General features: G+C 64.2%; 9 protein-coding genes. 5 read left to right on the forward strand and 4 right to left on the reverse strand.

All coding sequences use genetic code 11. The features are described from left to right. Window positions 1-160: 160 nt before the first annotated feature. The 3 genes from B0G69_RS26265 to B0G69_RS26275 all read right to left on the reverse strand — a co-directional run bounded on the left by B0G69_RS26265 (window position 161) and on the right by B0G69_RS26275 (window position 3855). Entirely contained in the window at window positions 161-601 is a 441-nt protein-coding gene (locus B0G69_RS26265; protein ID WP_199731404.1) for a response regulator, read from the reverse strand. A 480-nt stretch (window positions 602-1081) separates the two neighbouring features. Beyond that, window positions 1082-2776, reverse strand: a complete 1695-nt coding sequence (locus B0G69_RS26270; protein WP_121322401.1) for an ATP-dependent DNA ligase — start codon at window positions 2774-2776, stop codon at window positions 1082-1084. Then, the gene (locus B0G69_RS26275; protein WP_121322403.1) at window positions 2773-3855 is read right to left on the reverse strand and encodes a ligase-associated DNA damage response exonuclease; all 1083 of its coding nucleotides are present in this window, start codon (window positions 3853-3855) and stop codon (window positions 2773-2775) included. The genes B0G69_RS26270 and B0G69_RS26275 overlap by 4 nt, the downstream gene beginning before the upstream one ends. A gap of 255 nt (window positions 3856-4110) precedes the next feature. On the opposite strand from B0G69_RS26275, the gene B0G69_RS26280 reads away from it, so the two are divergent. From B0G69_RS26280 to B0G69_RS26300, 5 genes are all read left to right on the forward strand, one after another. After that, window positions 4111-5013 (forward strand): YihY/virulence factor BrkB family protein, encoded by a 903-nt coding sequence (locus B0G69_RS26280; protein ID WP_121322405.1) that lies wholly within the window; start codon window positions 4111-4113, stop codon window positions 5011-5013. Window positions 5014-5183: 170 nt separating this feature from the next. Then, window positions 5184-5987: an alpha/beta hydrolase gene (locus B0G69_RS26285; protein WP_121322407.1), complete on the forward strand. Its 804-nt coding sequence runs from the start codon at window positions 5184-5186 to the stop codon at window positions 5985-5987. 4 nt (window positions 5988-5991) lie between these two features. After that, the gene (locus tag B0G69_RS26290; RefSeq protein WP_121322409.1) at window positions 5992-8322 is read left to right on the forward strand and encodes a PAS domain S-box protein; all 2331 of its coding nucleotides are present in this window, start codon (window positions 5992-5994) and stop codon (window positions 8320-8322) included. 152 nt (window positions 8323-8474) lie between these two features. Then, a complete protein-coding gene (zapE, locus tag B0G69_RS26295; RefSeq protein ID WP_121322411.1) occupies window positions 8475-9566 on the forward strand; it encodes a cell division protein ZapE in 1092 nt (363 codons plus the stop codon). 518 nt (window positions 9567-10084) lie between these two features. Then, window positions 10085-11179, forward strand: coding sequence for a hypothetical protein (locus tag B0G69_RS26300; RefSeq protein ID WP_121323894.1), 1095 nt, complete (start codon window positions 10085-10087; stop codon window positions 11177-11179). Between the two features lie 150 nt (window positions 11180-11329). Here the strand turns inward: B0G69_RS26300 and tkt are convergent, their stop codons facing one another. Then, a complete protein-coding gene (tkt, locus tag B0G69_RS26305; RefSeq protein WP_121322413.1) occupies window positions 11330-13414 on the reverse strand; it encodes a transketolase in 2085 nt (694 codons plus the stop codon). Between the last annotated feature and the right edge of the window lie 83 nt (window positions 13415-13497).

Consider the following 13497-nt stretch of genomic DNA (forward strand, 5'->3'; position numbering starts at 1 on the left):
AAATGGCGTGAAGAAGGCGCTTTCCGGATCGGAAGTTGCAGGCGGGAATTGAAAAATAGCGGGCACGTATGCCCATTTTGTTAGCTTCGCGCATATCAGGCGATGCGTTGAAGAGGCGAGGTACACTGCATTAAGTACTTGTGCAACTGCCCGGTAAGCGTTACGGCGGTCCGGCAACATGCAACGCGGCCGCCGATTCGAGCACGCGCAACAGGCGCTCGGGCGTCAACGGCTTGGCGCAATGCGCATCGAAACCGGCGGCTCTGGCTCGCGCACGGTCGTCCCGCGAGGCGAAAGCCGTACAGGCGACCAGCAGCATATGCGAAGTCGCCGCATGAGCCCTCAAACGGCGCGCCAATTCGAGCCCGTCCAGTCCCGGCATCTTGATGTCCAGCACCACGGCGAACGGTTGCCACTCGCAGGCCATCTCGCACACAGCAAACGGATCGTCGAGCGCACGGCATTCGAATCCGTCGGCGGTGAGCAGCATCTGCAATGCATCAGCCGCTTCGCGATAGTCGTCCACCACCAGCACACGACGATGCGACGCCATTGCATACTGAATAGTCCGCCACACTACGACATCGTCGTTTTCGTCCATTCTGTCGTCGACCTTCAACCTGTTCTCCTTGGCTTTTCGTGTGCCACCGATGAGCACGTCGGAACGCCGGTGCAAGATCCGCTCCCACGGCACGAATAAAACGCATCGCTTGTCACGCGAGAGCCACGATCGATGCCGCGCTGTCGTCAAAGCGCCGTTGCAGACGGCTTGGCGCTTGTCATCGCTCATGATGCCTGGCAGCGCTTGACAATTCGATCAGGCCCATCCGACGCGAGCACACGTACATCTCACGTGCGCGCCGTCGATGCAGCGCACTTCTCTCGTGCATGCCGCCCATGGCGCGTGCATCGCACGACACTTCTTCTGCCGTTTGATTTTTTCGGCTGAATCGACGCTGCTGCCTCTACGAAAAATCGCTGTGTGCTTGTAGCTCACAGCGCCAGCGTCGGCATACACACAGAATAAGCGAGGAAGCGCGCCGAAAAAGCGGCAGCGTTTTAGGGGTTTGCGCTCAGCGGGTTATCCCGCACGATCGTCGATGAAGCCTTTGAGCATGCTCAACGTATCGGCATCGTCGATCTGTTTATCGGTACGACAGCGCAGCATGCGTGGAAAACGCACCGCCACGCCGGACTTGTGGCGCGAACTTGCCTGAATCCCTTCAAAGCCGATTTCGAACACGAGCGTAGGCGTCACGCTACGCACCGGGCCAAACTTTTCGATGGTGGTCTTACGGACAATGGCATCGACCTCGCGCATCTCTTCGTCGGTGAGACCCGAGTAAGCCTTGGCGAATGGCACGAGAGTGCGCACGCCATTCGCTTCGTCCCACACCGCGAACGTGAAGTCGGTGTAAAGACTTGCACGGCGGCCGTGACCGCGTTGCGCATAAACCAGCACCGCATCGACCGCATAAGGATCGACTTTCCATTTCCACCATGTGCCCGATGCCTTGGTGCGGCCCACGCCGTACATCGATTCGCGCTCCTTCACCATCAACCCTTCAACGCCGCGTGCGCGGCTTTCTTCACGCAACGCCGCGAGCGTCTGCCAGTCCGGCGCGCTGACGAGCGGCGACACCCTCAACAGATCGCGCGCGAGCGTGCCGTCGACGGTAGCGGCCAATGCATCGAGTCGCGCACGCCGCTCCGCGAGCGGGGTCATGCGCAAGTCCTCGCCTTGCGCTTCGAGCAGATCGTAAGCGAGCAACGTGGCGGGCGAATCCGCGAGTACTTTCTTCGTCAGCGTTTTACGGGCGATGCGCGGTTGCAGACGCGCGAACGGCAATGGCGCGATGGCGCCCGGCTCCCACGCGAGAATTTCGCCGTCGATCACATAACCGTCCGGCAATGCTTCTCCCAATGCCGCTACTTCGGGAAAGCGATCGGTGATCAGATCCTCGCCGCGCGACCATAACCAGACATGCCCACCGCGTTTGACGAGTTGCGCGCGAATGCCGTCCCATTTCCATTCGATCAACCACTGCGACGGATCGCCGAGCGTCGCCGGATCGGCCTGCAACGGATGTGCGAGAAAGAACGGATACGGCAAGCCGAGATCGCTGTCACGCTGCGCGGGTGCATGCTCGCCGGGTTGCGCGTCGTGCTGATCGCCACTGCCGGCTTCCGGCGCGATGAGTCGCAGATAACGCGCCGCGTCCGGCTTCTGCTGCGAATCGGTCCAGCCGACCATGCGTTGCGCGATCCGTTTGTGATCGACGCCCGCCACTTCCGCGAGCGCCCTGACCACCAGTTGCCGCGCGACGCCGACCCGGAATCCGCCGCCGATCAGTTTGGTCAGCAGAAAGCGGCCGCCCCAGTCGAGTTCGTCCCAATAGCTGACCAAGCGCGTGCGCAACTCTTCCGGCGCGACGCCCCGCAAGGTCAGCACGCGCTGCTCGATCCATTGCGTGAGGCCCAACTCCGACGTGCGTTGCGCGGGCGGCAGGATGTGCGCGATGGTCTCCGCCAGGTCGCCCACCGCGTGATACGACTCCTCGAACAACCATGGCGGCAAGCCGGCGCGCTCGCGGGCAATCTCGCTCAGAAGGCGCGTCGGTACCGACTGACGCGGCTTGCCGCCGGCGAGGAAATACGACGCCCACGCGGCGTCTTCCGGGTCGGCCACGGCGAAGTAGCTGGTCAGCGCTTCGAGCTTGTCATGCGTGGACGTGGTGGCATCGAGCGCGGTGTAGAGGGCGGCGAAGCGTTTCATGGGCTGCTCGCCGCAGCGGTTTCGTCGGCGCCCGCGGCATCGGCTTCGACACTGTCGTCGCCGTATTGCGTGTCGAACGCGCCCGCTTCGAGGCCCTCCTCGCGCAACCATCGCACCATCGGCTCGACCGAACCATGGGTGACGATCACGCGTGGCGCGCCGGTCGCTTGAATCGCGGTTTGCAGGCTCGGCCAGTCCGCATGATCCGACAGCACAAAACCGCGATCGACACCGCGTCTGCGCCGAGCGCCGCGCAAGCGCATCCAGCCTGAGGCAAACGCGTCGCTGTAGTCGCCGAAGCGTTTGAGCCACGCGCTGCCTTGCGCGGAAGGCGGCGCGACGATCAACGCCTGCCTGAACACCGCCTTGTCTTTGGCGGGGATCTCGGCGACGAGGCCGACCGGCGGCAAGCGCACACCGGCCGCGCGATACGCGCGATTGAGCGGCTCCACCGCGCCGTGGCAGAAGAGCGGCCCGATTGCCGCATCGACGCTCGCCAGCACGCGCTGCGCCTTGCCGAACGAATAGCAGAACAATACCGACGCGCGTCCTTCGGACGCATTGTGACGCCACCATGAATCGACGCCGTCAAACACGGTTTGCGGCGCGTCCCATCGATAGATCGGCAAGCCGAAGGTCGATTCGGTGATAAAGGTATCGCAACGCACGGGCTCGAACGCATCGCAGGTCGGATCGGCATCGAGCTTGTAATCGCCCGATGCGACCCACACGCGCCCGGCGTGTTCGATCCGCACTTGCGACGAGCCCAGCACATGCCCGGCCGGGTGCAACGACACGCGCGCGCCGCCGATAACCAGCGCCTCGCCATACGCGAGCGTCTGCAGCGAGATGCCGGGCAAGCGCGACAGCAGCACGTTCGCCCCCGCCTGCGAGGCGAGGTAATGCCGATGCCCGAAATGCGCGTGATCGGAATGCGCATGCGTGATCACCGCCCGCTCAACCGGCCGCCACGGGTCGATATAAAAATCGCCGGCCTCGCAATAGAGCCCTTCCGGCCGCGCCACGACGAGGTCCGTTTTGTTCAACCCGATGTTCGATTGATATTCCGGCAGGTTCATCGAGCAGTTCCTGAAGTGCGGCGAGTGCGGGCCGGTCTCTTGCTGATATAAAGAGCAATGAGCGCCATCGTGCGCGTCGACTCGCGTCGGCTCACGTTGGCTCACGTTGGCCCGAACTCGAAGCAAACTGCATTCCTGGCACGCGCCCGACGCGCGCATGGTTTGCGCTGCGTGCCCGCTTACGGTATATAACGCAAGCAGGCGCGTCGATACTGGCTGCCAGCCGGCAGAGCCCGACTCGTACCGCGAGGCCCCATGCGCATCATTCTCGACCCGCACGCGCTGTATATCGCGAAACATCCCGGCCGCTTCATCCTGCAAACGCTCAAGGCATTCCGGGCGAACCAGGGTTTGCTGCTTGCGGGCGCGGTCGCGTATTACGCCTTGCTGTCGATCGTACCGCTGCTGATCCTGATCGTCATCGCGCTCTCACGGGTGGTGCCGCAACACCTGCTGCTGGCGTCGCTCGCCCACCTGCTGCGATGGCTGGTGCCAGGGCAGTCGAATGCGCTGGTGCAGGAGCTGGCCAATTTTCTCGACCATCGCGCGGTGATCGGCTGGGTGCTGTTGCTGACCATGATCTTCTTCAGCTCGCTGGCCTTCACCGTCCTCGAAAATGCGATGTCGCTGATCTTCGTTCACCGCGTCGTGGTCCGGCGCAGGCACTTTCTGATCTCGGCGCTACTGCCGTACTGCTACATCCTGTTTCTCGGCATCGGGCTGCTGATTGTTACATTCGTGTCGAGTGCGCTGGAGTCGCTCGGCGCCGAGGGCATCGAATTGTTGGGCCTGCATGTCTCGTTGCAAGGACCATCGCGGGTGGCGCTGTATCTGCTCGGACTCGCCGGCGAGATTTTCGTGCTGACGTCGATCTATCTGGTCATGCCAGTCGGGCGGCCTTCGGTCAAACACGCGCTGCTAGGCGGCGTGGTCGCCGCCCTGTTGTGGGAAATTACGCGGCACGTGCTGGTCTGGTACTTCGCGACACTGTCTCAGGTCAGTGTGGTATACGGGTCGCTGACCATGGCGATCGTACTGCTGCTCAGCCTCGAATGGCTGGCTACACTTCTGTTGTTCGGCGCTCAGGTGATTTCGCAATACGAACGATTCGGTCGCGAACCGCTCGAGGCGCAGCCGCCGACAATCAAAACCGGTTGAGTCCGCGCCCGCCAAGCCGGAGCACCGCGTGCAGGGCGACGCGAAGTGCATCCGCGACGCCTTTCACACTGGGTCTGACGGCGAGACTGCGGTAACATCCGTGGATGTGGGCCCGGCGCCATCGCGGGCTCCTTCGCCGCGTCATTCCCCGCAGACCTCAGGACTCGATAATGAGCATCATCCAGCGCAACAACGTACATATTTCGGGTCACGGCAAACGGATCATTGTGCTCGCGCACGGCTTCGGCTGCGACCAGACCATGTGGCGATACTTCGTGCCGTCGTTTCATGACGACTACCGGACCGTGCTGTTCGACCACGTCGGCAGCGGCTCGTCCGACCTGGCCGCTTACAACGTCGACAAATACGACTCGCTCGATGGCTACGCCGACGACCTGATCGAGATCATCCGCGAAGTGGCCGACGAGCCGGTCGTATTCGTCGGCCATTCGGTGAGCGCCATGATCGGCCTCGTCGCCAGTCTCAAGGCGCCGCAACTCTTCGCCGCTCACGTGATGGTCGGACCGTCGCCCTGCTATGTGAACGACGGCGACTACATCGGCGGCTTCACGCGCGACGATATCGACGACCTGCTGCACACCCTGGAGAGCAACTACCTCGGCTGGTCGAGCACGATGGCGCCGGCCATCATGGGCACGCCGGAGCAACCGGAGCTCGGCATCGAACTGACCAACAGTTTCTGCCGCACGGACCCGGAAATCGCGCAGCAATTCGCACGCGTCACGTTTCTGTCCGATCACCGCGCGCTGCTCGCGCGCAGCACCGCGCCCACGCTGATCCTGCAATGCAGCGACGACATCATCGCGCCGCAGGCGGTCGGCGAATACATGCACCGGGTGATGCCGCGCAGCACGCTGCATGTGATCGAGAACGTCGGCCACTGTCCGCATCTCAGTTCGCCCGGCGCCAGTTCGGCGGCCATGAGCGCCTTTCTCGAGCCGCTGAGCCTGTAACACGATGCCCAGCACGGACCACCTGCAGCTGTCAGCCGACACGCTCTACGAGCACGCCGCGTGCGGCCTGCTCGTGACCGACGCCAACGGCCGTATACAACGCGTCAACGCGACCTTCTGCGGCTGGCTCGGCTATAGCGCGACGGAACTCGCGGGTGTGAAGCACATTCAGGATCTCCTCAGCGCGGGCGGCAAGGTGTTCTATCAGACCCATTGGGCGCCGCTGCTGCATATGCAGGGCTCGGTGGCCGAAGTCAAGCTGAGCATGATCCACCGCGACGGCCAGACGGTGCCGATGCTGCTCAACGCGGTGAGCCGCCGTCATGGCGAGACGAGCTACTTCGAAGTGGCGGTGCTGATCGTCGCGGATCGTCATAAGTACGAACAGGAACTGCTGCTCGCGCGGCGCAATGCCGAGGCGTCGGTGGCCGCGCATCAACTGGCGCAGAAAGCCCTGCAGGAAAGCCGCGACGTGCTCAGTCTCGCGATGCGCGGCGCGCGCATGGGTGCGTGGTCGCACGAGCCGAAGTCGGGCAAATTCTGGTGGAGCCGCGAACTGGAAGCGCTCGCCGGTTACGCCGAAGGCCGTTTCGCGAACATGGCCGGCGGCTTTTTCGAACTGATCCATCCGGGCGACCTGGCCGGACTCAACGAAGCCGTCGATCGTGCGGTGGCGAGCGCGGACGACTACGTCGCCGAATTCCGCTTCATGCACGCGAGCGGCGACTGGTGCTGGATGGAAGGCCGCGGGCGCGCCACCTACGACCGCAACGGCGAACCGCTGACGATCTACGGGCTCGGCCTCGACATCACCGAGCGCAAGGAAGCGCAAACCGTGCTGCTGCGCCAGGCCGCGATCTTCGAGCATCTGAGCGACGCGATCGTCATCACCGATCTGCGCGGCAATATCACCGACTTCAACGTCGGCGGCGAGCGCATGCTCGGTTATCGCACGCGCGAGATTCTCGGCAAGCCCATCGCCATCTTCCATCCGCCGGAAGACGCGCTGCGCATCCGCCGCGAAGCGCTCGCCGCACTCTCCGCCGACGGTACGTGGCGCGGCGAACTCACCTTCGTGCGGCGCGACGGCACGCGCGGCGTGTGCGACACCGTCGTCAAGCCGCTCGCGAATGCGCGCGGCGACATCTACGGCGCGGTCTGCGTGAGCCGTGACATCACCGAGCGCCGGCGCGCCGAGCGGCAACTACAGCGGCTCAATCTCGAACTCTCGAAGGCCGACCGGCGCAAGGACGAATTCCTCGCCACGCTCGCGCACGAACTGCGCAACCCGCTCGCGCCCATGCGCAACGTGCTCGAAATTCTGCGCCTGAAGGAATTCGCCGATCCGCAATTGAGCTGGTCGCGCGACGTGTTCGACCGGCAATTGCAGCACATGACGCATCTGGTCGACGATCTGCTGGAAGTGTCGCGCATCACGCAAGGCAAGCTCGAACTGCGCAAGCAGCGGCTCGAACTCTCGCGCGCGATGCAGTCCGCGATGGAAGCGGCGCGCCCCACCGTGCACGCGTTGTCGCACCACTTGAGCGTGACACTGCCGCGCGAGCCGCTCTATCTCGATGCCGACCCCACCCGTCTATCGCAAATGATCCTGAACCTGCTGAACAACGCGGCCAAATACACGCCGGCCGGCGGCGACATCTCGCTCGCGGCCGAGCGCGAAGGCAATGAAGCCGTGATCGTCGTGCGCGATTCCGGCATCGGCATTCCGCGCGAACACCTGAACAGCGTGTTCGAAATGTTCTCGCAACTGGCGCCCGCGCTGGATCGTTCGCAAGGCGGTCTCGGCATCGGCCTCGCGCTGGTGCGCGGACTCGCGGAATTGCATGGCGGCAGCGTCGCGGCATTCAGCGCCGGGCCGGGCACGGGCAGCGAGTTCATGATCCGGCTGCCGCTATCGACAGCCGCGGCGGCGCCCGCCGACAACCCCGCGCCCGAAACCACGCACGCGGCCGGCATGCGTGTCGTCATCGTCGACGACAACGCCGATGCCGCCGACAGCCTCGCGATGGTGCTCGAACTCGAAGGCCACGAAGTGCGCACCGCGGGCGACGGTATCGCCGGTCTGGCGTTGATCGCCGGATTCGCGCCGCACGCGGTGATTCTCGATATCGGATTGCCGCTCCTGAACGGTTATGAAGTGGCGCGGCGCGTGCGGCACGATCACCACGAGGCCGGCATTCTGCTGATTGCCGTCACCGGTTGGGGGCAGCAGCAAGACAAGCAGACTGCCATCAACGCCGGCTTCGATCATCACTTCACGAAGCCGGTCGATCCGCGCGAATTGCAGCGCGTGTTGAGCCGGCAGCAGGTTTGAGGCGGCAGGTGTCTGCGGACATGACTGCTAAAATGGCGCGCTCATTGCCCGCCGTCACGTCATGCTCAACGACATCGCCGCAGTTTTTCGATCACCCGCCGCCACGCGGCTGTCCGCACCATTAGCCTCGCTGCGAACCGGCACCCTCGCCCATGCTTGACGAAGCCCGGATCACACGCAAGCTGGCCGCTCGCGGCATCACGCCTGACGCTCGCCAGCGCGACGCGATTGCGGCACTCGTCTCATTAGCCGGCACTCAGCGAGCACGGCAAGCGAAGGCCGGCAGTGCATCCGCATCACAAGGCGTCTATTGCTACGGACTGCCCGGACGCGGCAAGAGTCTCGTCGTCGATACGGCATTCGAGTTGGCGAAGTGCCGCAAGCGGCGACTGCATTTCCACGAATTTTTGCGTGAGATGAACCGGCGGCTCGTCAGCGAGCCGCGCGGCGAAGACCGCCTCGGCTCGGTATCGCGGCAATGGCTCGACGGCGTCGAGTTGCTGTGTTTCGACGAATTCCACGTGCACGATATCGCCGACGCGTTCCTGATGGGCCGCTTTCTTGATACCGCGATCGCCCAGGGCACACGCATCGTGCTCACGTCGAACTACGCGCCCCATGCTTTGCTGCCCGACCCCGAGTTTCACGAGCGTTTCCTGCCGACCATCGCACAGATCGAACGCTGCTTCACGGTGATTCATTTCGACGGCGCGCTCGATTACCGCTTCGGTGGAGAAGAGGCCGAGGTGCCGCGTTTTTTCGCGCCGCTCGACACGACGAGCCAGCACGCGCTGCGGCGCATTTTCACGCACCACGAAGGCAATCCAACTGTCGAGCCGGTCACGCTGAGCGCAGCGGGCCGGCCGCTCGCGGCACGCGCGGCGGGCGCGGCGCTGCTGTGGGCGGACTTCGACGCGCTGTGCGTGGCGAGCCGCTCGCACCTCGACTATCTGGACCTCGCCGAGCAGTGGCGCGGCCTGATTCTGGACAATCTGCACACCTCGCGGCTCACGCAAGCGCATACGCTGCAGCGGCTCGTCTGGCTGATCGATATCTTCTACGACCGCAAACGCGCGCTGTTCATCGCGTCCGATCAGCCGCTCGCGGCGGCGCTCAGCGGACTCGAAGGCGCGCATGATCTGTCGCGCACGCTGAGCCGGCTTGCGGAAATGCAGTCGCGCGCGTATCACAGCACGCTTGAAGGCGGCGGTCACGCCGCGACGAACGACGCGATCGGGTCTTGATGCGATGACGCGAAAGCCGGCCGATTCGCGCCTGATACACCAGTTGCGCTCTCACATCCCGCTTCACCGCGCGCGCCATTGTCCGGAATTCCGCGTAATAGACCGGCGTGATCAACGGCCCTGACGGCTTCAACTGAAGATCGCGCGGGGGCGCTCGGAACCGGACAAGCTAGCAAATATTCAACGTGTGCTCAATCGTCGACTGCCGCGGATATGCGGCGTGCTTATTCGTAAGCGTTGCGCACCGCTCTTTTCTTTGAATCCGCGCGCCCTATGTTCGGCATCGGAAGTGGTGTCCTTGGCGGGCACGACGATGTATCCGAAGAGCATTCGTGCAAATCTTGCACACCAGCGGCAACTCCTGCGCGGCGCCTCATGCGCCGTATGCGAGCGCAAGCCGCCTGTTCATCGGCTGGACCGGAAAGACGGCGCCGCGCGCCGCTGACGCGGGAATGCGATCTGCTACCGCCGTTGCGGGTCCATTCTTCAGCGGATTGCCGTCCGCCTTTCTCGTCGCCATGATCAGATCAGCTTCCGTCGCCGTTGCGCTGTGCGCCGCGTGCCTCACTTCCGCGTGCGTGCACATCGGACCCTCCCGCCTCAAGGCCGACCAGGTCGACTACGCGCGCGCGCTCGGCGATGCGAAGAAACGCACGATACTTGCGGCCGTGATCGGCCTGCGTTACGGCGACGCGCCGGCCTTTCTGACCGTCAGCAACATCATTGCCGCCTATACGTTCGACACCACCGGCGGCGCCACCGCCAACGCCGGTTCCGGCAGCATGCCGAACTATGCGCTTGCGACCGGCAGCGTCTCCTATTCGAACCACCCGACCTTCACCTTCACGCCGACCACCGGCGAAGCGTTCGCCTCCGCGTACATCCGGCCGCTCGCGCCGGCGCTGGTACTGCCGCTTGCCGAAGGCGGCATTCCGATCGATCTGCTGTTGCGCATCACCGCCCAGTCGGTGGGCGGACTGCAGAACGGCAATGCGCTCGGCGGCGAGAACAGTGCAGGCGCGCCGGGCTTCTTCGAATTGCTGCAGGCCCTGCGGCGTTTGCAACTGGCGGGCGAACTGAACGTCGAGTCACGTCAGGCGGAAGGCAAGGACGGCAAGAGCGGCCCGATGGGCGTGTTCCTCGTGATGGGCGCGACCACCAGCGGCGAGTCGTCGCAAACCGCCGCGGACGTGGCGCGCGTGCGCAAGCTGCTGCGCCTGTCGTCGAATACGCGCACCTATCAGATCGTCTACGGGCCGTCCTCGACCTCGCAAAAGGGCGACCGCATTCCGATGGTGACGCGCTCGGTGCTCGGCATCCTGACCGATCTCGGCGCGCAGGTGCAGGTGCCGCTCGAGCGCATCAGCGACGGCTCGACCAAGCCGACCGTCGGGCTGATCGGCGGCGAGACCCGGCCGACGATCATCATCCACTCCGGCAAGAACGCGCCCGACAATGCGTATGTGACGATCGCCTATGGCTCGTCGATGTATTGGGTCGAGCGTAACGACTTCGACTCGAAATATGCGTTCACGGTCGTGCAGAATCTGATGGCGCTCGCGGAAGCCGAGACGAGCAGTAAAGCGCCGGTGGTGACGATTCCGGCGAATTGACGGGGTGTCGAATGGGTAGCGGATCGTGGACCTGAGCGCGCGATAGGGAAAGTGCGGCCGCAGGCGGCTGCAACATAAAGAACCGGCGGTTGGTTAGTACACCGCCGGTTCTTCTCCCCACTCATCCCGCTTCAAACACCCGCTCGCACGTTACGCCGAACCCAGCTTCGACTGGACCCGCGCAATCTGCTGCTTCGCCGCCTCGTACACCTTCTCCGGCGTGAAGCCGAATTTCTTCTTCAGGTCGGCAAGCGGCGCGGAGGCCCCGAACGTATGCATCACCACTTGCGCGCCGAGCCTGCCGACATAGCGATCCCAGCCGAGCGTGGCCGCCTGTTCGACGGCCACCCGGGCGTCCACGTCGGCGGGCAGCACCGACTCCTGATACGCCTCGTCCTGACGTTCGAACACATCCCACGACGGCATCGACACCACGCGCGCCGCGATACCTTCGCCTTTGAGCTTCTCGTACGCGTCGACGCACAGCGACAGTTCGCTGCCCGTCGCTATCAGGATCACCTGCGGCTTCTGCCCGGCGGGCGCATCGGCGAGCACGTAGGCGCCCTTGCGCACGCCGCTTGCGGCGGCATAGCGGCTGCGGTCGAGCGTCGGCAACGGCTGACGCGACACGACGATGCACGCGGGCCGCTTCGGGTCGGACAGCGCCACGCGCCATGCTTCGGCGACTTCGTTCGCATCGCCCGGACGCAACACGGTCAGCCCCGGCACGCCGCGCAGCGATGCCAGTTGTTCGATCGGCTGATGCGTCGGACCGTCTTCGCCGACGCCGATGGAATCATGCGTGAACACGTAAATGGCCGGCACTTCCATGATCGCTGAGAGCCGGATCGGCGGCTTCATGTAGTCGCTGAAAATCAGAAAGGTCGAGCCGTATGGCCGCAGGTTCGACAACGCGAGCCCGTTCACCACCGCGCCCATCCCATGTTCGCGAATGCCGAAATGCAGATTGCGGCCGCCGTAGTTATCGGCTTCGAAACTGCCCGCGCCTTCGAATTTCAGATTGGTTTTGGTGGACGGCGAGAGATCCGCCGCGCCGCCGATCATCCACGGAACGCGCGCGGCGATCGCGTTGAGCACCTTGCCCGACGATTCGCGTGAGGCGACACCCTTCGGGTCCGCGTCGAAAGCCGGGATGTCGCTGTCCCAACCCGCCGGCAATTCATGTGCTTGCATCTGCGCGAATTCGCGCGCGAGGTCCGGATACTTTTTCCTGTACGCGTCGTACTTCGCCTGCCATTCGGCACGCGCCGCCTTGCCGCGCGCACCGATGCCCGCGGCGAAACGTTCATGCACGCCGTCGGGCACGTAGAAGAATTTGTCCTCGGGCCAGCCGTAGGCTTTCTTCGCGAGCGCGACTTCCTCGACGCCGAGCGCCTCGCCGTGCGCCGCCGAAGTGTCCTGCTTGTGCGGCGCGCCCCAGCCGATGATGCTGTGGACCACGATCAGCGTGGGCCTGTCGGTGATGCTCTTCGCTTCGACGAAGGCCGCTTCGAGCGCGGCGGCGTCGTTCGCGTCGTCCACATGCAGCGTGTGCCAGTTGTAGCCGCGAAAGCGGCTTTCCACGTCGTCGCTATACGCGAGGTCGGTGTGACCTTCGATCGTCACGCGGTTGCTGTCGTAAATCCAGATCAGGTTCGACAGTTTCAGATGACCGGCCAGCGACGCCGCTTCATGCGAGATGCCTTCCATCATGTCGCCATCGCCGCACAGCGCATAGACACGGTAGTCGAATAGCGGCGCATCCGGCTGGTTGAAGTGGCTCTCGTGCCAGCGCGCGGCCATCGCCATGCCGACGCTGTTGCCGAGCCCTTGGCCGAGCGGACCGGTAGTGGTTTCGACGCCGGTCGTCATCCGGAACTCGGGATGGCCCGGCGTCCTGCTGTCGATCTGGCGGAAATGCTCGATGTCGTCGAGCGAAACGGCGGGCGCGCCGCTCGGCTTGCCGTCGTGGTCCACGGCCTTGACGCTCGCCAGATGCAGCAGCGAATACAGCAGCATCGACGCATGTCCGACCGACAGCACGAAGCGGTCACGATTCGGCCACAGCGGCTCATCCGGGTCGTAGCGCAAATGGTTCTGCCACAGATGATAGGCAACGGGGGCCAGTGCCATCGGCGTGCCGGGATGCCCGGAATTGGCCTTCTGCACAGCGTCCATCGACAGCGTGCGGATCGTGTTGATGCACAGCTGATCGAGGGCGGGATCGTTTTGCATGGAACACTCCTTGTTCGGCGGTTAGGAAAAAGGCCGCGACGCACTGACCGAGCGTGCCGGCGAACCGTGGGGATGGAACAGGA

Origin of the sequence: Paraburkholderia sp. RAU2J (assembly GCF_003634845.1) — a bacterium.
Classification (GTDB): domain Bacteria; phylum Pseudomonadota; class Gammaproteobacteria; order Burkholderiales; family Burkholderiaceae; genus Paraburkholderia; species Paraburkholderia fynbosensis.